This window comes from Micromonospora sp. NPDC049114 (assembly GCF_040648635.1).
Lineage (GTDB): Bacteria > Actinomycetota > Actinomycetes > Mycobacteriales > Micromonosporaceae > Micromonospora.
On record NZ_JBEZEA010000001.1, the window covers coordinates 1,131,388 to 1,152,322 of the forward strand.

General features: G+C 72.6%; 19 protein-coding genes and 1 riboswitch. Of the genes, 8 read left to right on the top strand and 11 right to left on the bottom strand.

Annotated features, from left to right (window positions below; translation table 11 throughout):
* The first annotated feature begins 10 nt into the window (after nucleotides 1-10).
* Both AB0B39_RS05380 and AB0B39_RS05385 read left to right on the top strand, forming a co-directional pair.
* Nucleotides 11-748, top strand: a complete 738-nt coding sequence (locus AB0B39_RS05380) for an ABC transporter permease (RefSeq protein ID WP_357573560.1) — start codon at nucleotides 11-13, stop codon at nucleotides 746-748.
* Nucleotides 749-841: 93 nt separating this feature from the next.
* Nucleotides 842-1,615 (top strand): VOC family protein, encoded by a 774-nt coding sequence (locus AB0B39_RS05385; RefSeq protein WP_357573561.1) that lies wholly within the window; start codon nucleotides 842-844, stop codon nucleotides 1,613-1,615.
* Here AB0B39_RS05385 and AB0B39_RS05390 read toward each other — a convergent pair.
* From AB0B39_RS05390 to AB0B39_RS05405, 4 genes are all read right to left on the bottom strand, one after another.
* Nucleotides 1,587-2,381 carry an ABC transporter ATP-binding protein gene (locus AB0B39_RS05390; RefSeq protein WP_357492058.1) on the bottom strand — a complete coding sequence of 265 codons (795 nt, stop codon included), beginning with the start codon at nucleotides 2,379-2,381 and terminating at the stop codon, nucleotides 1,587-1,589. The genes AB0B39_RS05385 and AB0B39_RS05390 overlap by 29 nt on opposite strands.
* A gap of 71 nt (nucleotides 2,382-2,452) precedes the next feature.
* Nucleotides 2,453-3,550, bottom strand: a complete 1,098-nt coding sequence (locus AB0B39_RS05395) for an iron ABC transporter permease (protein WP_357573562.1) — start codon at nucleotides 3,548-3,550, stop codon at nucleotides 2,453-2,455.
* Between the two features lie 31 nt (nucleotides 3,551-3,581).
* Nucleotides 3,582-4,511, bottom strand: a complete 930-nt coding sequence (locus AB0B39_RS05400) for an ABC transporter substrate-binding protein (protein WP_357491245.1) — start codon at nucleotides 4,509-4,511, stop codon at nucleotides 3,582-3,584.
* Nucleotides 4,512-4,620: 109 nt separating this feature from the next.
* Nucleotides 4,621-4,685, bottom strand: a riboswitch (cobalamin riboswitch).
* A 176-nt stretch (nucleotides 4,686-4,861) separates the two neighbouring features.
* Complete coding sequence (locus AB0B39_RS05405) at nucleotides 4,862-6,739, bottom strand: M14 family metallopeptidase (protein WP_357573563.1); 1,878 nt, start codon at nucleotides 6,737-6,739, stop codon at nucleotides 4,862-4,864.
* 213 nt (nucleotides 6,740-6,952) lie between these two features.
* On the opposite strand from AB0B39_RS05405, the gene AB0B39_RS05410 reads away from it, so the two are divergent.
* The gene (locus tag AB0B39_RS05410; protein WP_357573564.1) at nucleotides 6,953-8,290 is read left to right on the top strand and encodes a C39 family peptidase; all 1,338 of its coding nucleotides are present in this window, start codon (nucleotides 6,953-6,955) and stop codon (nucleotides 8,288-8,290) included.
* 103 nt (nucleotides 8,291-8,393) lie between these two features.
* Here AB0B39_RS05410 and AB0B39_RS05415 read toward each other — a convergent pair whose 3' ends face one another.
* The 3 genes from AB0B39_RS05415 to mqnE form a co-directional block, all read right to left on the bottom strand.
* Complete coding sequence (locus AB0B39_RS05415) at nucleotides 8,394-8,672, bottom strand: DUF4229 domain-containing protein (protein ID WP_357491251.1); 279 nt, start codon at nucleotides 8,670-8,672, stop codon at nucleotides 8,394-8,396.
* Nucleotides 8,673-8,734: 62 nt separating this feature from the next.
* A complete protein-coding gene (locus AB0B39_RS05420; protein WP_357491253.1) occupies nucleotides 8,735-9,172 on the bottom strand; it encodes a hypothetical protein in 438 nt (145 codons plus the stop codon).
* A 23-nt stretch (nucleotides 9,173-9,195) separates the two neighbouring features.
* Nucleotides 9,196-10,365 carry an aminofutalosine synthase MqnE gene (gene mqnE, locus AB0B39_RS05425; RefSeq protein ID WP_354853815.1) on the bottom strand — a complete coding sequence of 390 codons (1,170 nt, stop codon included), beginning with the start codon at nucleotides 10,363-10,365 and terminating at the stop codon, nucleotides 9,196-9,198.
* A gap of 237 nt (nucleotides 10,366-10,602) precedes the next feature.
* Between mqnE and AB0B39_RS05430 the strand changes: the two genes are divergently transcribed.
* The 4 genes from AB0B39_RS05430 to AB0B39_RS05445 all read left to right on the top strand — a co-directional run bounded on the left by AB0B39_RS05430 (nucleotide 10,603) and on the right by AB0B39_RS05445 (nucleotide 17,045).
* Nucleotides 10,603-12,141, top strand: coding sequence for a C40 family peptidase (locus AB0B39_RS05430; protein ID WP_357573565.1), 1,539 nt, complete (start codon nucleotides 10,603-10,605; stop codon nucleotides 12,139-12,141).
* Between the two features lie 112 nt (nucleotides 12,142-12,253).
* Entirely contained in the window at nucleotides 12,254-14,119 is a 1,866-nt protein-coding gene (locus AB0B39_RS05435; protein WP_357573566.1) for a hypothetical protein, read from the top strand.
* A 361-nt stretch (nucleotides 14,120-14,480) separates the two neighbouring features.
* On the top strand, nucleotides 14,481-16,316 hold the full coding sequence (locus AB0B39_RS05440; RefSeq protein WP_357573780.1) for a DEAD/DEAH box helicase: 1,836 nt from the start codon (nucleotides 14,481-14,483) through the stop codon (nucleotides 16,314-16,316).
* A 108-nt stretch (nucleotides 16,317-16,424) separates the two neighbouring features.
* Nucleotides 16,425-17,045, top strand: a complete 621-nt coding sequence (locus tag AB0B39_RS05445; protein WP_234587810.1) for a putative glycolipid-binding domain-containing protein — start codon at nucleotides 16,425-16,427, stop codon at nucleotides 17,043-17,045.
* 72 nt (nucleotides 17,046-17,117) lie between these two features.
* Here AB0B39_RS05445 and AB0B39_RS05450 read toward each other — a convergent pair whose 3' ends face one another.
* Genes AB0B39_RS05450 through AB0B39_RS05460 form a run of 3 tightly spaced genes read right to left on the bottom strand, consistent with a single transcriptional unit; the run spans nucleotide 17,118 to nucleotide 19,586 of the window.
* The gene (locus tag AB0B39_RS05450; RefSeq protein WP_357491259.1) at nucleotides 17,118-18,209 is read right to left on the bottom strand and encodes a PLP-dependent cysteine synthase family protein; all 1,092 of its coding nucleotides are present in this window, start codon (nucleotides 18,207-18,209) and stop codon (nucleotides 17,118-17,120) included.
* A gap of 31 nt (nucleotides 18,210-18,240) precedes the next feature.
* Nucleotides 18,241-19,071 carry an SDR family oxidoreductase gene (locus tag AB0B39_RS05455; RefSeq protein ID WP_357573567.1) on the bottom strand — a complete coding sequence of 277 codons (831 nt, stop codon included), beginning with the start codon at nucleotides 19,069-19,071 and terminating at the stop codon, nucleotides 18,241-18,243.
* Nucleotides 19,072-19,127: 56 nt separating this feature from the next.
* Nucleotides 19,128-19,586 carry an Lrp/AsnC family transcriptional regulator gene (locus tag AB0B39_RS05460; protein WP_234587753.1) on the bottom strand — a complete coding sequence of 153 codons (459 nt, stop codon included), beginning with the start codon at nucleotides 19,584-19,586 and terminating at the stop codon, nucleotides 19,128-19,130.
* A gap of 269 nt (nucleotides 19,587-19,855) precedes the next feature.
* On the opposite strand from AB0B39_RS05460, the gene AB0B39_RS05465 reads away from it, so the two are divergent.
* Nucleotides 19,856-20,122: a BldC family transcriptional regulator gene (locus tag AB0B39_RS05465; RefSeq protein WP_007454516.1), complete on the top strand. Its 267-nt coding sequence runs from the start codon at nucleotides 19,856-19,858 to the stop codon at nucleotides 20,120-20,122.
* 100 nt (nucleotides 20,123-20,222) lie between these two features.
* On the opposite strand, the gene AB0B39_RS05470 is transcribed toward AB0B39_RS05465, so the two are convergent.
* Complete coding sequence (locus tag AB0B39_RS05470) at nucleotides 20,223-20,852, bottom strand: UbiX family flavin prenyltransferase (RefSeq protein WP_357573568.1); 630 nt, start codon at nucleotides 20,850-20,852, stop codon at nucleotides 20,223-20,225.
* Between the last annotated feature and the right edge of the window lie 83 nt (nucleotides 20,853-20,935).

The following is a 20,935-nucleotide window of genomic DNA, read 5'->3' on the forward strand; positions in this document are numbered from 1 at the left end:
GAGGCGCACCGTGCAGCTCGCCCTGGTCCACGCCCGCTACCAACTTCTGGAGATCATCCGGATCCCGGTGGCCGTCGTCGGCAGCGCTTTCTTCCCCGCCGCCGCCATGATCTTCTTCGTGGTGCCGTTCACCGGTGACGACGCGGTCGGCGCCACCTTCGCCACCGCGTCGATGATCACCTTCTCGGTGATGAGCGCCAACATCTTCCAGTACGGCGTCGGCGTCGCCGAGGACCGCGACCAGCCGTGGAACCCGTACACGCGGACTCTGCCGGCCGGACCCGCGCCGCGCTTCGCGGGTCGGGTGCTGGCCGGTCTCGCGCTGACGTACCTCTCGCTGATCCCGGTCGTGGTGATCGGCGCGACGCTGACCCCGGCCCGGATCACCCCGCTGGCGTTCCTGGTGACCGCCGTGACGGTTGCCGTCATCTCGGTGCCGTTCACGCTGATGGGGCTCGCCATCGGCTACTCGCTGCCCAGCAAGGCGGCGGTCGTGGTGGCGCAGGTCGTCTTCCTGCCGCTCGCGTTCGGCGGTGGGCTGCTCTCCGCACCGGGAGACGCGCCCGGGTTCATCGAGACGATCGCGCCGTACCTGCCCACCCGGGGCGCGGCCGAACTCATGTGGTCGGCGGTCGGGGACTACCCGGTCGAGCCGCTGGCGCTGATCATGCTCGGCGTCTGGGTCGCGCTGCTCGCCTCACTCGCCGCCTGGGCGTACCGACGGGACGAGGGTCGCCGGTTCAGCTGACGATTCGTCCGTTTCCGCCCCGTACGACGGCGGGACGGTGCCAGGATTCCGGCAGGGGGGCCGCCCGTGGCCGCCGGCCGAGAGGGGTCTGACGTGAGCACCGTCCCGCCGGGTACGCCGTGCTGGGCCGACCTGGCAACCCCGGACCTGACCGACGCGCGCCGCTTCTACCCCGAACTCTTCGGCTGGACCGGACGGGTGACACCGGAGCCCGAGGCCGGCGGCTACACCGTCTTCCTGCTCGACGGCCGGCCGGTGGCCGGTGTCGGCCCGCCGGCCATTCCCGACCAGGTGCCGATCTGGTCAACGTACGTCGCCACCGACGACGCGGAACTGGCCGCCGGGCGGGTCGAACGCGCCGGTGGGCAGGTAGTGGTGCCGCCGTTCGAGGTCTTCGACCGGGGCCGGATGGCGGTGTTCGCCGACCCGGCGGGCGCCACGTTCAGCGTCTGGCAGCCACTGGCGATGCCCGGCGCCGAGGCGTTCAACGTGCCCGGCGCGATGAGCTGGAACGAACTGGTCACCCCCGACCCGGACGGGGCGAAGGTCTTCTACGAGCTGGTGTTCGGGTGGCAGCCGGACGAGCAGCCGGTCGGCGGCATGACGTACACCGGGTGGCGGCTCGGCGCGCGGATCGTCGCCGGAATGATGCCGCCGCTCGCCGACGACTTCCCGGCCGACCTCCCGGCCTACTGGACGGTGTACTTCGCGGTGACCGACGCGGACGCCGCCGCCGCCCGCGCCGCCGAACTCGGCGGAACCATCCTCGTGCCACCCCGCGACATCCCGACCGGCCGGTTCGCCGCCCTCCGCGATCCCCAGGGCGCACTCTTCTCGGTCATCGACCTGGGTGACGACGGGAGTTAGGGCGCACGGGAACCACCAACGGGCCGTTGGTGCCGGGGACCACCCGGACGCTGGCCCGGTAGTGGGTGGCGAGGAGGTGTTCGGTCAGCACCTCGTGCGGCGTCCCGGTCGCCACCACCCGACCGCCGGCCAGCAGCACCATCCGGTCCGCGTACTCCCCGGCCAGGGAGAGATCGTGCATGGTGGCGAGCACCGTTAGACCGTGCGCGCGACGCAGCTGGTCGACCAGCTCCAGCACCTCCTGCTGGTGACCGATGTCCAGCGCGCTGGTCGGCTCGTCGAGCAGCAGCAGCGTCGCGCCCTGGGCGAGCGCGCGGGCGAGGAAGACCCGCTGTCGTTCGCCCCCGGAGAGGGTTGCCAGCTCGCGGCGGTGAAAGCCGGTGAGGTCCAGGCGGTCCAGCACCTCCTGCACGGCGGCGATGTCCGCTGTCGACTCCCGACCCAGCGGCGGGATGTAGGGGGTGCGGCCGAGCAGCACGTAGTCCAGCACCGACATGCCGGGCGGCACCACCGGGGACTGTGTCACCGTCGCCACCACCCGGGCGCGGTCGCGGCGGCGCAGCGCGGTGCTCGGCGTACCGAACAGGGTGATGGCCTCCGGCGCGGGCAGCAGGCCGCCGACGGCGCGCAGCAGGGTGGATTTGCCGGCGCCGTTCGGGCCGATCACGGTGACCCACTCGCCGGCCGCGACGGTGAGGTCGACGCCGGTGAGGATCGGCGTGCCATCCAGACTGACGTGCAGACCCCGCACCTCGACGGCCGGCACGCCGGCCGGCCCGGGAGCCGGCACGCCCGCCGGCCCGGGAGCCGGCACGCCCGCCGGCCCGGGATCGGGGCTCACGTGAGCACCCGTCGGGCGGTGCGCAGCACGAGGACGAAGAACGGGCCGCCGAGCAGTGCGGTGACCACGCCGATGGGCACCTCGGCCGGGGCGGCGGCGGTACGGGCCACCACGTCGGTCAGGGCCAGGAAAGCGGCCCCGAACAGCAGTGACAGCGGCAGGATCACGCGGTAGCTCGACCCGGCGAGCAGCCGGACGGTGTGCGGCACGATGATGCCGACGAAGCCGATGAGCCCCGTCGCGGAGACCGCCGCGGCGGTGCCCAGCGACGCTGCGGCGATCAGCAGGTAGCGGGAGCGCTGCGGGTGCAGGCCGAGGCTCCTCGCCTCGTCGTCGCCGACCGCGAGGACGTCCAGCTCGCGGCGGTGCAGCAGCACCACCACCGTGGTCAGGGCGGCGTACGGCAGCACCAGCAGCACGTCGTGCCAGCCGGCGGTGGCCAGCCGGCCGAGCAGCCAGGAGTAGACCGGCTGGATGCTGTCGGAGTGCCGCTGGAGCAGGTACGTCTGCCCGGCGGAGAGGAAGGCGGAGACCGCGACGCCGGCCAGGATCAGCATCGCCGGGGACCTGCTCCGCCCGCCGGCCGCGCCGAGCAGGTAGGTCATCGTCACGGCGAGCAACGAGCCGACGAACGCGGCCAGCGGGATGGTCAGCGGCAGCCCGGAGATCGCCCCCTGCCGACCGGCGCCGCCGAGGGCGATCACCGCGGTGACCGCGAGGCCCGCGCCGGCGGCGACGCCGAGCAGGTACGGGTCGGCCAGCGGGTTGCGGAACACACCCTGGTAGCAGCCGCCGGCCAGGGCGAGCAGGCCGCCGACGAGGAGGCCCAGCACGACCCGGGGCAGCCGCAGTTCGGTGATGATGGCGATCTCCCGCTCGCTCAGCCCGCTGTCGAGGTGCACCCCGGGGATCAGGTTGAGCAACTCGGCGGCGACGCTGCCCGGCGGGAGGCTTACCGGCCCGAGCGACGCCCCGGCGAGGAGGGCGACGAGCACCGCGAGGACGCCGGCGACCACCCAGCCTTTGCGCAGCCCGGCGGGCCGGGACGCGCGAGGCGTACCGGCCGGCCGGGTGGCGGGTGCTCCAGCGGTCATCTGCGACGTTCCGGTCACTGACGGACGACCGTCACGCGGGCACCTTGGCGACCGCGTCGATGATCACCCGGAGCAGGTCCACGACCCGCGGGCCCCACCGGGAGGCGATGTCATCGTCCAGCGCGACGACCTGGTTGTTCTTCACTGCGGTGATCCCGGACCAGCCGCTGCGGGCCTTGACCGAGTCGCCGTTCTGCTGGCAGCACTTGGAGTCGGCCAGGAACACGAAGTCCGGGTCGGCCTTGACGATGAACTCCTGGGACAGCTGCGGGTAGCCGCCGTTCTTGCCGTCGGCGTCCGCCGCGTCGGCGATGTTGGTCAGGCCGACCAGCCCGTAGAGCGAGCCGATGAAGGTCTTGCTGGTCGCGCTGTACAGCTCCGGGCCCAACTCGTGGTAGTAGGTGAGCTTCTCGGTGCGCTGCGGCAGGTCCTTGACCAGCTTGGCGATGTCGTCCTTCATCCGGCCGGCGACGTCGGTGGCCTGGTCGGCGTGCCCGGTCAGGGTGCCCAGCTCGGTGATCTGCCGGTACGAGTCGTCAAGCGTGCTGGCCGCCGGGGTCAGATACACCGGGATCTTCAGCTTGCCGAGCTGGTCGACGATCTTGTTGATGTCGTTGGAGAGCACCACCAGGTCAGGGTTCTTGCCGGCGATCGCCTCGGCGTTGGGCTGGAAGCCGGACAGGTCCGTCTTGGGCGCGTCGGCCGGGTGATTGGACTGGTCGTCGACCGCGGTCACCTGCGGGCCGGCACCGATCGCGAAGAGCATCTCGGTGGCGCTGGGCGAGAGCGACACGATCTTCTCGGGACGCTTGTCGAGGGTCAGCGCGCCGACCGTCACCGGGTAGCTGGCGGCGGCGGTGCCCGCGCTCGGCTTGTCGTCGGTCTTCTCGGCGCAGGCGCCGAGGGCGAGCGCGGCGACCGCGAGGGTCGCGGCGAGGAGCCGGGGGGTACGTCTGGACATGGGGGCCTCCTGTCGGTCGAGGAGTGTGGTGCTTCGCCGACAGGACTCGTACGCCCGCCCACGAGGCGCCCTTCCTCGAGAGCGCGTGTCGCGACCCCTCCGCAGGCGACCTGGCTCGTCCCCGCCGTCGGGCGGGGCATCACAGTTGCGGGACAGCGCCGGTTTCACACCGGCTTCGCTGCGGAGTGGTCGGTAAGACGGTAGCGCACCGCCGGGACGTGCCGGATCGATCAAGTGTTGATCAACACTCGTCGATCGGTGTGCGGTCGCAGGAGCGGCATTTGTCCCGGATCTGAGGCTCGGGAGCGGGTGGCGGGGCCCCGCCGGGGGCGGAGCGGGGCCCCACCCGATCAGGAGGCGGTGATGGTGACGTTGTCCACAGCCGCCTCCACGAGGCTCGCGCCGGAGGCGTCCGCCGCCTCGACGAGGATCCGCACGGACTGACCGGCGTACGGGGTGAGGTTGAGGTTCGCCACCGCCCAGGTCCCGTTGCGGTTGGCGGCCGCGCCGGCCTGGGTGAGCAGGGCCGTGGTGCCGCCGTTGTGCACCACGCTCACCCGCAGGTAGTCGGCCGACGAGGCGTTCGAGCCGTGGGCCAGGTACCAGGCCAGCGAGAGGGTCAGCGTGCCGGACGACGGCAGGGTCACCGCCGGGGACCGGGCGCTGCTCACCCCACCGTCGAGGTCGTAGTCACCCGCCGCCGAGCCCGCGAGCCGGCCGGTCACCAGGTCGTTGGATCCGGCGTACGGGGTGAGCTGCTTGGCGCCGGAGGACGTGGTGGCCTGGGCGGCACCCCGTTCGAAGACCCCGAGGGTCGCGGTGTCGGTGCCGGCCGGGTTGATCGTCCAGCCGGTGGCGGTCTCGAAGGTGTCCGACCAGACCGTGGTGCCGCCGCCACCGCCGCAGTACTGCGACTGCTTGCCGATGGCCCGGTACGGGCAGTCGGCGTACTCGCTGAGCAGCAGCACCGCCTCCCGGTTGCGGGTGGTCTGCGCGGTGATCACCTCGTCGGGCGGGTAGAAGCCGCCGCCGCCGGACGAGCCGGGGTACATCTCGAACGTGTACGCCCAGATGTTGTGGGTGGCCCACATCCAGTCGAGGCTGTCCCCGTCGGTGATGTAGAGGTCGCTGGACTGCTCCGGGGTGTAGTTGTTGGTGGCCGCCATCTGCTGGCCGATGGTGGCGAAGGTGTTGTACTGGTCGGCGCTCATCCCGGTGGCGGTGTTCGCGGTCGTGTAGCCGTACGGCCAGAGCACCAGCTCCGAGTAGGTGTGGAAGTCGATGTTGGCCTTGATCTGCTGGGTGCCGCCGACGACGCGACTGTTGACGAAGTTGCGCAGCGCCTGCGTCTCGGGTGCGGAGAACGCGGACGGACCGCGGTAGGTCTCCGACGACGTCGACCCGGAGGAGCCGCCGCAGCAGCCCCAGTTGTAGCCCCAGTTGCGGTTCAGGTCGGTGCCGACGTTCGACGAACCGCTGTTGGGCTGCCGGTTCTTGCGCCAGGACCGGTACGAGCCGGTGGCGATGTCGTACTCGCTGCCGTCCGGGTTGACCGTCGGCACGATCCAGATCTCCCGGCTGTTGACGATGTTGGTGATCCGGGAGTCGCTGCCGTAGCTGTCGGTGAAGAGGTTGAGCAGGTAGATCGCCATCTCGACGGTCAGGTGCTCGCGCGCGTGCTGTTGGGCGTTGAACAGGATCTCCGGCTCGTTCTCGTCGGTGCCGACGTTGTCGGAGATCTTCACGGCCATCAGGTCGCGGCCCTCGTACGACGTACCAATGCTGATCTTGCGGGCGATGGCCGGGTGGTCGGCGACGGCCTGGTTCACCACGGCGGTCAGTTCCGCGTAGTCGTGGTAGTTGGAGTCGGCGGGCGGGAACGCCAGCGTGCCCATCTCACCGGCGCCGCGTTCGGCGTTCGGTGGTGGGGCGAGCGGTTCCAACCGGAAGCCGAGCTTGCCGATGGCGGCGGCCTCGCCGGCGGTGGCCGAGACGTGCAGGACGCCGTGTTCGGAGTAGTCGATGGCGGCCCCGGTGCGGGCCACCGCGTTGCGGTCGGCGAGGGTCCGGGGCCCGAGCACCCGGTAGCCGGCGGCGACGGGCTCGGCGGTGCGGTCCGGCGCCGGTTTGGCAGCGACCGGTCCGGCGGCGACGGTGACGATTCCCAGCCCGGTGACGACGGCGAGCGCCAGGAGGCGACGGAGAGGGTGGGGTCTGCCCAGGGTCATGGACTACCTCCTCGGAGGGCGGGATGTCCCGCTCGGTGAAGCACACTTCACCATCAGTCACATGGTCATATCAATATTGATCGCTGCCTTATGCATCCCAGGTTGACCATCGCTGCGGCAAAGATTTTCTGCCGCTGAACATCTGGCGAAACTTCCCTCCAAGCGGAACACTGACCAGCGACGATGCCCCCACTCGACACCCGCGGAGCACCCATGGCCTCCTCCCGCCTGCACGCGGCCGCCCTCGCCGGCGTCAGCGCGCTCACCCTGCTCGCCACCGCGACCCCCGCGACGGCGGCCCGGCCGCCTGCCCCCACCCACGACGAGCAGATCACCTTCCAGGACTGGTCCGGCCCCGCCGACTGGCACCGGGGTAGCCGGGACGGCACCCGCGTCGTGCCCGGCGCGCGGGCGGGCGTCACCCTGGCCCGCCCGGCCGGCACCATCGAGTACGCCGACCCGCACACCGGCACCACCCGCACCTGGGAGTACGGCACCTGGACCTCGCCGGTGACCCGGATCGGCTTCGACGCGACCGAGCTGATCGCCTCCTGGAACGCGGAGACCCCCGCCGGCACCTGGATCCAGGTGGAGATGCAGGGCAGCTACACCAGCGGCGACCAGACCCCGTGGTACGTCATGGGCCGCTGGGCCTCCGGCGACACCGACATCAAGCGGACCAGTGTCAACAAGCAGGGTGACCCCTGGTCGACGATCTGGACCGACACCTTCAGCATCGACGACGCCGACGCCGGGGTGCTGCTGCGGTCGTACCAGCTGCGGCTGACCCTCTACCGCGCGCCGGGGCAGGCCGCCGCGCCGGTGGTGCGGATGCTCGGCGCGATGAGCTCCACCGTGCCGGACCGGTTCACCGTGCCGCCGAGCGCCGGACACATCGCCTGGGGTGTCGAACTGCCGGTGCCGCGCTACTCGCAGAACGTCCACAAGGGCCACTACCCCGAGTACGACGGCGGGGGCGAGGCCTGGTGCTCGCCCACCTCCACGGAGATGGTCGTCGAGTACTGGGGGCGCAAGCCCTCGGAGGCCGACACCTCCTGGGTTGACCCGACCTACCCGGACCCCACGGTCAACCACGCCGCCCGGATGACCTTCGACTACGCGTACGACGGTGCCGGCAACTGGCCGTTCAACACCGCGTACGCGGCCAGCTACCCCGGACTGGAGGGGCGGGTGACCCGGCTGCACTCGCTGGACGAGCTGGAGCGTTTCATCGCCGCGGGCATCCCCGTGGTGACCAGCCAGTCCTTCCTCGCCAGCGAGCTGGACGGGGCCAACTACGGCACCTCCGGGCACCTGTTCGTGGTGGTCGGCTTCACCGCCGACGGCGACGTCATCGTCAACGACCCGGCGTCGTCCAGCAACGACGTCGTGCGCAACGTCTACAAGCGGGCACAGTTCGAGCAGATCTGGCTGCGAACCAAGCGCACCAACGCCACCGGCGGCGTCTCCGGCGGCTCCGGCGGCGTCGCGTACCTGATCAAGCCCCTGTCAAAGCCCTGGCCCAAGGTCCCCGGCTCCACCAACTGGTAAGCCCAGACGCCGTCGATCATGAAGTTATTGCCCGACCGCCCGGCGTGTCGCGGCAATAACTTCATGATCGACGCTGGTTGTCGGGGGGGGGTGGGGTGGGGTCCTACGGCTGCTGGCGCTCCGCCTCGTCGGGCTGGTCGTCGTCGCCGGCCAGGGCCGCGCGGAGGCGTTCCTTCTCGGTGCGGCGGCGTTCGGCGGCACTGGCCATCTCCCCGGCCATCTCGTCGCGCCAGCCGCGCAACAGGAAGAAGGAGAGGGCGGCGGAGAAGACCAGCGCCAGCATCAGCTTCAAAAACACGTTCATGTCGACCAGCCAGAGACCCGCCAGCACGGCGACGAACAGCCCGATCCGGCCCAGCGTGTACTTGACCGCCGCGCTCACCTGCACCACTTCCGTTCTCTCCGTCAGCCGCCGGTGCCGGCGGAAGAGTCAACCTGGTCGGGTCAGCCGGTCCGGCGGGCCAGCCAACGGACGCCGGGAAACCAGACCAGCGCGTACGCCACGGTGAACGCCGCCGCCCCCAACGCCCCGGACAGCAACGGCGGGAACCCGGCAGCCAGCCCGGCGACCAGCAGCCCCACGAGCACCGCGACCGCCAACGCGACGAACGCCGCCGCCACCCGGGCCGCGCCGAAGTCCCAGGCCCGGAAGTCGTCCCAGAACAGCCAGGCCGGCAGGATCACCGCCAGCCAACCGTTGGTGTGGCCAAAGTCGCCGGCACCGAACGAGGCGAACGCCCACTCGAACAGCACGAGCGCCAACACGCCGATGACCAGGCCGGCCAGGCACACCCCGAGCAGGTCGCCCAGGGTACGCACGCGCCCCTCGGCGTCCCGACGGGGAAACCCACCCTGCTGCTCGGATCCGCGCTGCTCGGTCATCGACTGCGAGGGTACGTGGTGCCTCAGGCCCAGACCTGCTGCGGCTCGGCGCGGCGCTCGGCCAGCGACGGCGCCTTGTCGTACTCCCGGACCACGTTGTAGCGGGTGTCCCGCTCGACCGGCTGGAACCCGGCATCCCAGATCAGGTGCAGCAGGTCGTCGCGGTGCATGGTGTTCGGGGTGCCGTACGAGTCGGCGTCGTGCGTGATCTTGTATTCGACCACCGAGCCGTCCAGGTCGTCCACACCGAAGTTCAACGAGAGCTGGGCCACCGAGAGACCGTGCATCACCCAGAAGTTCTTCAGGTGCGGCACGTTGTCGAAGAGCAGCCGGGACACGGCGAACGTCTTCAGCGACTCGGCCGGCGAGGCCATCGTGGTGCGCGCCTGGATCCGGTTGCGGATCTTGCCGTCCGCCGAGTCCACGAAGTCGTGCTGGTAGCGCAGCGGGATGAAGACCGCGAAGCCGCCCGTCTCGTCCTGCAACTCACGCAGCCGCAGCACGTGGTCGACGCGGTGCCGGGGCTCCTCGATGTGGCCGTACAGCATGGTCGCCGGGGTCTTCATGCCCTTGCGGTGCGCCAGGGCGTGGATGCGCGACCAGTCCTCCCAGTGGCAGGCGTGGTCGACGATGTGCTGCCGGACCTCCCAGTCGAAGATCTCCGCGCCACCGCCGGTCAGCGACTCCAGGCCGGCGTCCATCAGCTCGTCGAGGATCTCGTCGGCGCTCAGGCCGCTGATCTTCTCGAACCACTGGACCTCGGTCGCCGTGAAGCACTTGAGCTTGACGTTCGGCAGCGCCGCCTTCAGCTCGCGCAGCACCTTGGGGTAGTAGCGCCACGGCAGCGTCGGGTGCAGACCGTTGACGATGTGCAGCTCGGTGAGCTGCTCGTCCTCCATCTCCTTGGCCTTGCGGACAGCCTCGTCGATGCGCATCGTGTACGCGTCCTTCTCGCCCGGCTTGCGCTGGAACGAGCAGTACGCACACGACGCCGAACACACGTTGGTGAGGTTGAGGTGACGGTTGACGTTGAACATCACCCGTTCGCCGTTGAGCTCGGTGCGCTTGTGGTGCGCCAGCCGCCCCAACCAGGTCAGGTCGTCGCTGTCGTAGAGGGCGATGCCGTCCTCGCGGCTCAGCCGCTCACCGGCGTACACCTTCGCTTCGAGCTCACGCTTGAGTCCGGCGTCCATGGCACGTCCCTTCCACCTGCGGTCCCTCCCGAGGGTACGTCGGCGTTCCGGTGGCCCCGGCGGCACGGTCGGCGGCAGCGATCCACTTCACCGGACTCTCAGCCTCCCGTAACCCACGGATGCATCGACATCACTGCCATCGTGCGGTAAGACAAGGTGGGGCGGAACTCACACACTGGTACCGTCCCGACGGCCGCGCCCACCGAGCGCGGCGCCGAGCACCGGACGGGGAGTGGAATGGTCGACAGCGGGCGCGGGCGGCGGCAGCGACGACGGAGCCCGGTGATCTCGCCGGTGCTGCGGCCGAAGCTCTGGGCAGCCCTGCTCGGCGCGATCGCCGCAGCTGTGCTGGCCACTCCCGCGTACGCCGATCCGGCCGTGCCCGCGACGGTGCCGGACACCGGCGCCCGCCCGCCGTCGATCGGGGCGCCGCAGTTGCCCGGCAGCCCGCCCGTCGCCGGCATCCCCGCCCCACCGGTGGTCAACATCGGCGCCGGCCCGCTGGCCGCCCAGATCGCCGCCGCTGAGAGCCAGGTCGGCCTGCTCGGCGACCAGCTCCTGCTGACCCGGCAGAAACGCACCGACGCGCAGGCCCAGCTCGCCGCCGCCGGCAAGGTGCTGGCGACCACGCAGGACGCCCTCCTCCGTGCCCAGCAGGCAGCCGACGCGGCCGCCTCGGACGCGGTCAAGGCGGCCGCCGCCCTGCCGCCCGGTGACTTCGCCAACGACATCCAGGGGTTGAGCCGGCTCCAGCGGATCAACCGTGGCGAGAAGGTCGAGGGCGCGACCACCGCCGTGGCCGGCGAGTTGTCCCGGGCCCGCGCCAACGAGCAGTCCGCCTACCAGGAGCACACCAGGGCCAAGGCCGCCGTCGACGCCGCCGAGGCCGAGTTCGCCACCGGCGAGAAGGCGCTGCGCACCGCCGAGGCCGGCCTGCTCAAACTGCGCAAGGACAACGCCGCACAGCTGATCGAGATCGAGCGTCAGCAGGAGGCCACCGAGCAGCAGCTGGGCGCGGGCTACGTCGCCGGCCAGAGCACCAGCGGGATGTCCGCGCACCCGCGGGCGCTGGCCGCTGTCCGGTACGCGCTCGCCCAGCTCGGCGACCCGTACAGGTGGTCGGAGGAGGGGCCGGACGAGTTCGACTGCTCGGGTCTGATGTGGGCGGCGTACCGGTCCCCGGGCGCCGACTACTTCGACCTGCCCCGGGTCTCCCGCGACCAGTACGCGGCCACCCGTTCCCGCACCGTGCCGCAGAGCGCACTGCTCCCCGGCGACCTGCTCTTCTTCGCCTCCGGCAGCAGCTGGACCACGATCCACCACGTCGGCATGTACATCGGCAACGGCAAGATGGTACAGGCGCCCACGACCGGCGACGTGGTCAAGATCTCGGTGGTCGGCTGGTCCCGGCTCTACGCCGCGACCCGGGTGATCGGCGCGGTGCCGACTCCGAACGTGCCCCTTCCGCCGCCCCCCACCACCAAGCCGACCCCGCCCACCAAGCCGACCCCCACCGCGAAGCCGACGCCGACCACCAAGCCGACGCCCAAGCCGACCGGGACGGCCACCCCCAAGCCCACCGGCACCCCGACCCCGAAGCCGACAGGCAGCACGCCGCCCCCGACGGGCGGCCCGACCAACACCCCGCAGACCCCGCCGCCGCCACCCACCACGCCACCGGCCAGCGCGTCGGCCTCCGCCAGCGCCACGCCGTCCACCAGCCGCAGCGGGACGTCCACCGACGGCCCGACGAACAGCCCGAGCACCGCCGGCTGAGCCGCCACACGGGCTCCGGCTGTCCGCCCGGGGCGATCTGTGGCACGGTGACAACCAGGCACATCCGGTCCGATGTCACGGGCCGGGTGCGAGCGTGGCGCGGAGGGCGGAGATGGCCGAGCAGAGAGATCCGGCGGAGAGTGTCGACTCCGCACTGACGGAGGCCGACCCGCTCGACGGCGAAGCCCCCGCCACGCTCGACGGGCGGGCCCCCGCGCAGGCAACCGCGCCCGACGCGAAGGCCGCCGCAGACGACGCGGAGGCCGCCGCGCCCCACGCGAAGGCCGCCCCCGGCGACGCGGAGGCGGTGAACAACGCGCCCGACGCGAAGGCAGCGCCCAACGACGCGAACGTGGCGAACAACGCATCCCACGCCAAGGCCGCGCCCGGCGACGCGGAGGCCGACCCGCCAGAGGACGACGCCGCGAACGACACCGGCACCGGCGACGCTCCCGCCGACAACGCCGCCACTGCCCAGCCCAGCGAGGCGGACGTCGAGCAGCCGACGCCGGACGACGCTGCCCCTGGCTCGATCGTCGCGGCCCCGGTGCGGGCCCGCGCGAGCGTCGCGACCGTCGGAGCGCTGCCCGGCGATCTCCCGGCGAGCGCTCCGGCCAGCGCGACCACCTACCGGGCGACCGGCTCAGCCAGCCCGGTAGGTGTCCCGTTGCCCGGCCAGCGGGCCGCCTCGACGGCTCCGGCGCGGGCCAGCGCCACGGTGCCGGGCAGCAGCCGGGTCGTGGCCGGCAGCGAGGGCACGCCGGACTCCCGGGCCAGCACGTCCGCCGTCTACCGGTCGGCGCCGGTCAATACCGAGCCTCCGGAGCCGGTGCAGCCCCCCGAGCCGGTGCAGCCTCCCGAGCCGCCGACCCCGGAACCGACGCCCCCCGGGCCGGGTGACCCGGAGCCCGCGCCGAGTCCGGGTCCGTACCCGCCCGGTCCGTCGCCGACCCCGGGCCCCTCCCCCACGCCGCCGCCGGACCCGGTGCCGCCCGTGCCAGGGCCACCCGTGCCGCCGCCCTCGCCGCTGCCGCCCATGCCGGGCCCGCCGACGCCACCCGTCCCCGGGCCTCCGATGCCCCCGCCCGGCCCGCCGGTGCCCGCGCCACCGCCGCCGCCCGGTCCGATGCCGGCGCCACCATTCCCGCCGCCCCCGGCGACGATCGGCACGCCGGGCGTACGGGCCACCGCCCCGGTCTCCGCGCCGCCGGCCGCCTGGCCGTCCATGACCGACGCCGCACCGCGAACCGTCAGCGCCCCACACGCCGCCCCGACCGGGACACAGCCGTCGCCGGATGCCGCACCGTCGGCACCGGGCGGCGCACGGACGTCGGAGGCCGCCTGGTCGGCCTCCAGCAGCGCAGGGGCGTCGGGTGCCGCGTCGTCGACCCCGAGCAGTGCCTGGACGTCGGGTGCCACGTCGTCGACCCCGAGCAGTGCCTGGACGTCGGGTGCCGCGTCGTCGGCCCCGAGTGGCGCACGGGCGTCGGAGGCCACGTCGTCGGCCACGAGCAGCACCCGGGCCGAGGTTCCCGTCTCGGCCCCACCTGTGGTGCCCGCGCCCGCGTTGCCGAGCTGGCCACCGTCCACCGCCGGCACGCCGGCGGCCGGTGGCACGGGTTACCGGACGACCACGCCGCCGGGCGGCGCTGCCCGGCGCGACGCGCCGGCGGGCCCGCCCGCCGGAAGGCGCGACGGCGGCACCGACCTGGCGGGCACCGTCTACGGCGGCGGTGAGGGCCCGGGGTTCGCCACGATCGCCCTGCCGGCCAACGCGGCGGTGGAGAATTCCGGCTCGCTGACCGGGCACATCCTCGCCCAGGGTTGGTCGGACACGCCGGCCGAGCGGTCGCGAAACACCCGGGTGGTGATCGTCCTGATCGCCGCGTTGGCGCTGCTGGTGGGGATCAGCGTGCTCGTCGTCCTGCTCGCGAACGACGCCCTGGACGGCCTGGTGGGCGGCGTGCTCAACGGCTGATCCGGCGACCGGACGGGTTCGCCGGTCCGTGAGTCCGCCCACTACCGTCGGTCAACCGGCTGGCGGCTTCGCCGAACCGCCGTACACTGGTCGAGATCACTGACCCGGCGCGCGTGGTGCGCGCCCCTGGGCGATCTTGCGGGCGATCCGGCGGCACAGCCGCGGCAGGCCATCGCGAAGATGCGCCCCGCTCGAAAGGCATTTGTTGACCACCTCTGCTGACCCCAGCACCGTTACGTCCGTTTTCAACTCAGTCCCGGCGGCCGACACCGCCCGGGAGCAGCTCGACGTCGCCCCGAGCGAGGCCGGCACCGCGCCGGCAGCGACCGCGCAGGCCGAGCCGACCGAGACCACCGAGCCGATGAGCTTCGCCGCTCTCGGCCTGCCCGAGCCGCTGGTCCGCGCGCTGGCGCAGCAGGGCATCACCAGCCCGTTCGAGATCCAGCGGGCCACCGTTCCGGACGCGCTCGCCGGCCGCGACGTGCTGGGCCGCGGGCAGACCGGTTCGGGTAAGACGCTCGCCTTCGGTCTGCCGATGATCGCCCGGCTGGCCAACCGCAACCGGGCCCGGCCGATGCGTCCGCGCGCCCTGGTCCTGGTGCCCACCCGCGAGCTGGCCATGCAGGTCAACGACGCCCTGGTGCCGCTGGGCAAGTCCGTCGGCATCTTCCTCAAGACCGCCGTCGGCGGTGTTCCGTACGACCGCCAGATCGACGCGCTGCGGCGCGGCGTGGAGATCATCGTGGCGACCCCGGGTCGGCTCGGCGACCTCATCGAGCGGGGCATCTGCCAGCTCGACGACGTCGAGGTGACGGTGCTCGACGAGGCCGACCAGATGGCCGACATGGGCTTCCTGCCCGAGGTGACCGAACTGCTGGCGAAGACGCCGGCCAACGGTCAGCGGCTGCTCTTCTCGGCCACCCTCGACGGTGACGTCGACGCGCTGGTCAAGCGGTTCATGAACGACCCGGTGACCCACTCCACCGCGCCGTCCACCGCGTCGGTGTCCACCATGGATCACCACATGCTCCTGATCCCGCCGCACGAGAAGTTCCCGGTGGCCGCGTCGATCGCCGCTCGCGACGGGCGGACCATGGTCTTCGCCCGCACCCAGCTGGGTGTGGACCGGCTCGTCGAGCAGCTCGCGGCGGTCGGCGTACGGGCCGGTGGGCTGCACGGGGGCAAGACCCAGCGGATGCGGACCAAGACCCTTGCCGAGTTCCGTGAGGGCCGGATGAACGTCCTGGTCGCCACGGATGTGGCGGCCCGTGGCATCCACGTCGACGGGGTCACCCTGGTGCTGCACGTCGACCCCCCGAAGGACCCGAAGGACTACCTGCACCGCGCCGGCCGTACCGCCCGGGCCGGCGAGTCCGGCGCGGTCGCCACGCTGGTGCTGCCCAAGCAGCGTCGTACCACCCTCGCCATGCTGGAGAAGGCCGGCGTGGAGCCGGCCGAGACCCGCGTCCGGCTCGGCGACCCGGCGCTGGCCGAGCTGATCGGTGCCCGCGAGCCCAGCGGCGTCCCGGTTCGCCTGGAGGCGGAGCCTCGCGGCTTCGGTGACCGCTCCGGCGGCGCACGCCGCTTCGACGACCGTTCCGGGGGCCCGCGCCGCTTCGGTGACCGGCCGAGTGGCGAGCGCCGCTACGGCGACCGTCCGCAGGGCGAGCGCCGCTACGGCGACCGACCCACCGGCGACCGGCAGTACGGCGACCGACCGACCGGCGAGCGCCGCTACGCCGATCGGGACAGCCGGGGTTACGGCGACCGGCCCACCGGCGAGCGCCGCTTCAGCGACCGCCCGCAGGGCGACCGGCAGTACGGCGACCGTCCGCAGGGCGAGCGCCGCTACGGCGACCGCCCGCAGGGCGACCGGCAGTACGGCGACCGGCCCACCGGCGAGCGCCGCTTCAGCGACCGGCCGCAGGGCGACCGGCAGTACGGGGACCGTCCGCAGGGCGAGCGCCGCTACGGCGACCGACCCACCGGCGACCGGCAGTACGGCGACCGGCCCACCGGCGAGCGGCGCTTCGGCGACCGTCCGCAGGCTGACCGGGGTGACCGGCCGGCAGGTGAGCGGCGTTTCGCCGACCGGGACACCCGGGGTGGTTACCGCTCCGAGGGCCGCGGTCGGGACGACCGGCCGCGCGACGACCGTCGCGGTTTCGGCGGCCGGCCGGCGGCGCGTACCCACTGATCCACTGATCCACCGGAACGCCGTCGCGGAGCGCACGCTTCGCGGCGGCGTTCTCGCATGCCGTGGCCGATGTCGGTCCGGTCGCGTAACGTCCGGCTCATGGCGACCATGGCGAAGTCGATCTTCTGGTCCCGGACGGACACCGCCGGCAGTGAGCAGGCTCTGTTCACCGACGGCGACGGGTTGGCGGCGCGGGGCACGCTCCTCGCCGTGGACCCGATTCCGTTCACCGCCCGCTACCGGCTGGCCACGGCGCCCGACTGGAGCACCGCCCGGGTCGAGGTCGAGGCCGAGGGGTCGGGCTGGTTGCGCCGGGTGACGTTGGAGCGGGCGGCGTCCCGGTGGCGGGTGACCACCGCCGAGCAGGGCGACCTGGACGCGGCGCTGACCAGGGCCGGGCATCCCCGGTCCGGCCTGCCGGGCACCGACGACCCGGATCGCCTGGCCGAGGCGCTCGACGTCGACCTGAGCGGTTCGCCGCTGTTCAACGCCGTGCCGGTGCGCCGGCTCGGGCTGACCAGCGGGCCGGCCGACATGCCGCGCCGGATCACCGTCGCGTGGGTGCTGCTGCCCGGCCTGGAGGTGGTGCCGGCCGAGCAGATCTACACGGGGCTCGGGCCGGGCCGGGTCCGGTTCGCCAGCGGCACCTTCACGGCGGACATCGACCTGGACGCCGACGGCTACGTGGTGCGCTACCCCGGCCTGGCGGAGCGCATCGACCCACGGTGACCGGGCCGACAGCCCAGACCGGGCCCGCTCGCAGGCCAGCGCCCGCGCGACCTGCGGGCGGGAACGCGCTGCTCAGGCGGGCCAGGCGCCGCTGGTCAGGAAGCGCTCGATGGTCGCGGCATGGGGTGCCAGATCGAGCCCCTGGGCGGCCACCCAGTCGTCGGAGTAGTACGTGTCGGCGTACCGGTCACCGGCGTCGCAGATCAGGCTGACCACCGAGCCGGTCCGGCCCTCGGCGAGCATCTCGGCGATCAGGCCGAACGCGCCCCACAGGTTGGTGCCGGTGGAACCGCCCACCCGCCGGCCGAGCACCGCCGAGCCGGCGCGCATCGCGGCCAGCGAGGCGGCGTCCGGCACCTGGACCATTCGGTCCACGACCGATGGCAGGAAGGATGCCTCGACGGTGGGCCGGCCGATCCCCTCGATGCGGGAGCCCCTGCCGGTGCGTACCGACCAGTCGGCGGCCAGCCAGGCCGGATAGAAGGCGGAGTTCTCCGGGTCGACGACGCAGAGCTTGGTGGCCAGGCGGCGGTAGCGGGCGTACCGGCCGATGGTGGCGCTGGTGCCCCCGGTGCCGGCGCCCACGACGACCCACGCCGGGATGGGGTGGCGTTCCAGCCCCAGCTGCGCGTAGATCGACTCGGCGATGTTGTTGTTGCCCCGCCAGTCGGTGGCCCGCTCGGCGTACGTGAACTGGTCCATGAAGTGGCCGCCGGAGTCCTCGGCCAGCCAGCGGGCCTCGACCACGACGCTCGCCGGGTCGTCCACCAGGTGGCAGCGGCCGCCCTGGAACTCGATCTGCGTGATCTTCTCGGGCGAGGTGGAGGCGGGCATCACGGCGATGAACGGCAGCCCGAGCATCCGGGCGAAGTACGCCTCGGAGACCGCCGTGGAGCCGGAGGACGCCTCGACGATCGTGGTGCGCGGCCCGATCCAACCGTTGCAGAGGCCGTAGAGGAACAGCGAACGGGCCAGCCGGTGCTTCAGCGAGCCGGTCGGGTGGGACGACTCGTCCTTGAGGTAGAGGTCGATTCCCCAGGCCCGGGGCAGGGGGAACGGCAGCAGGTGGGTGTCGGCCGAGCGGTTCGCGTCCGCCTCGACGGCGGCGATCGCCTCGGTCACCCAGCTGCGGCTGGCCTCGTCGCACCGGTCGAGATGAGTCACGCGGGAAACCTAGCAAGCAGGCCAGCGGCGCTCAGCCGCGGTCCGGAGGCGTCGACCGGCGTGACTGTCGGCGTTGCCCGGCCCGACCCACGGCCTCAACGAGAGGATTCAGTCCGACGGCGAGTCGGGGCAGGGCGTCCAGGAGCCGGACCTGAGCGCCCCGCCAGCGGGGCAGGCTGACCACCGGGCGGGGCCGGCGGGCCAGCCGGGCCGCCCGGGCGGCCACCCGCTGCGGGGTCAGCATCGACCCGGTGAACGAGGCCAGCGCGCCCGGATCGTCCAGCCGGTCGTGCAGCATCGGGGTCCAGATGCCGTCCGGGCAGAGGCAGGAGACGTGCACCCGCCGGTACCCGGCCATCCGCAGGTCGGACAGGGTGCCGAGGCTGAATGCCAGCAGTGCGTGCTTGCTGGCGGCGTACACCGTCTCGCCGGGTGCGGCGATGAGCCCGGCCAGCGAGACGATGTTCAGGACGTGGCCGTGGCCCTGGCCGCGCATGACCGCCAGCGCGGCGAGTGTGCCGTTCATGGCGCCGAGCGCGTTGACGTCGAGCACGCGGCGGCGGGTCGGCCCGTCGTGCTCCCAGGAGGGGCCGGTGACCAGGATGCCGGCGTTGTTGACCCAGAGGCCGAGGCCGGCTCGGCTCGCGGCGTGCGCCGCGATCTCGGCGCACGCGGCCTCGTCGCGGACGTCCAGTGCGGCCGACCAGCCACCGAACGGCACGGCGGCTGCTGCCGCCGCGGCCGGGTCGAGGTCGGTGAGCAGCACCGACCAGCCGTCGGCGTGCAGCGCGGCGGCGACGGCGCGGCCCAAGCCGCCGGCGGCCCCGGTCACCACTGCGGCGCCGCGTTCCGGCGAGGTCATCGGCGCACGCTACCGCCGTGTGCGGCACGACACCAGGGGTACGCGGTGCAGCAGGGTCAGGCGGGCTGCGGGCCGACCGCCTGGGGGCGGTTCTCCCACTTGGTGGAGAGGGCGATGGCGGTGCGCGTGGAGGCGACCCCGGGGGTCCGGTTCAGCCGCACGATGAGCTGCTCCAGCTCGGCGATCGTGCCGACCCGGGCCTTGAGCAGGAACGACTCGACGCCGGCCATGAAGTAGCAGGACTCGATCTCGGGCAGCACCCGCAGCGACTCCAGCATGTCGTCGGAGTCCGCGCCGGAGTCCTCGACGATGCCGATGAGCGCCGTGACGCCCAGCCCGATCGCCTCGGGTTCGACGTCCGCGCGGTAGCCCCGGACCACGCCGCTGCTCTCCAGCTTGCCGACGCGTTCGTGCACGGCGGGGGCGGAGAGGCCCACCTGCCGGGCAAGCTCGGCGTACGAGAGGCGGGCGTTGCCCCGCAGCAGGTCGACGAGGCTCAGGTCGATGGCGTCCACGGAGAGTGACCTTAACGGGTTGGGCGTAACGCGATGCCTTCGGCATCCGTTGGTCAGAACAGTGAGTAACTGTTCATAAACTGACGGTCTAGGTAGGGGTTGCACCAGTACCATTTACTAACTTCCCAGTCAGTGCATTTTTCGCGTTTGGCGGACAGGCCAGGTCCCTGGTGCTGTAATTGCCATACGTCCCTCATGACGGCTCTGGGCTCGCACCAGCCGGGGGCAGTGTGTTCAGCCAGGGGCTTCGTCGACGCGAGGAGGGGGCTGTGGACACTGGAGATCGCCTGCTGACACCGGGTGAGGTCGCCGCGCTGTTTCGGGTGGACCCGAAAACTGTGACGAGATGGGCGGCGGCCGGCCGGATAGGAAGCATCCGGACTCCAGGCGGGCATCGCCGGTTTCGGGAATCCGAGGTGCGGGCCCTGCTTGAGGGGGAGGGCATGCTGGACGAGGTGGACGAGGTCGGAAAGCCACGCAACGTGGGTCCGGCTGCCTCCACCGGGCCGGGTCCGGCCAACGCCGGCATGTACTGAACTGGTGCGGACAACGTCAGGCGGACCGGACACCAGTCCGGTCCGCGTCCCGCTGCGACGACCCGTGCGGCGTCCGGGCCGGACGGGCTGAGCCGACGGCTCAGCCCCGGGCGGCGCCGAGCTGGCCGGACCAGCGGCGGAACAGGGTGTGTGGCACGCCGAGAGCGTCCAGCACCTTGCCGGCCACGAAATCGACAAGTTGCTGCGCGCTGGCCGCCGCGCCCGCGCCGTAGAAGCCGGGGCTGGCCGGGAGCACCACAGCGCCGGCGTCGTGCAACGCGATGAGATGCTCCAGGTGACTGCGGGTCACCGGCGTCTCCCGGGGCACCACCACCACCGGTCGACGCTCCTTGAGATTGACCTCGGCGGCGCGTTGCAGCAGGTCCTTGGAGAGCCCTATCGCGATGCCCGCGCAGGCCGCCGTGCTCGCGGGCACCACTGCCATTCCGCGGACCCGGTAGGAGCCGCTGCTGGGCCCGGCCGCCAGGTCACCCGCCGGCCAGTGCCGCACGTCCGCGTCGGTCAGGTCCCGGCCGAGCCAGGCGGCGAGGTCCTCGGCCCAGTGCGCGTCGCGGAACGACCGTCCGGTCTCGTCGAGCACGGTGAGCCGTGCCGCCCGGGACACGATGAGGTCCACCGGCTCGCCCGCGTCGAGGAGCCCGCCGACGACGGCCGCCGCGTACGGCGTGCCGGAGGCTCCGGAGACTCCGACCACCCATGGTTCCCGCATGCCCTCAGCCTGCCTGGTCGGCGTCGCACGCCGGTGGGCACCCCCGCGATCTCCTCGACGCGAGCCGTCCGAGATGTCCGGGC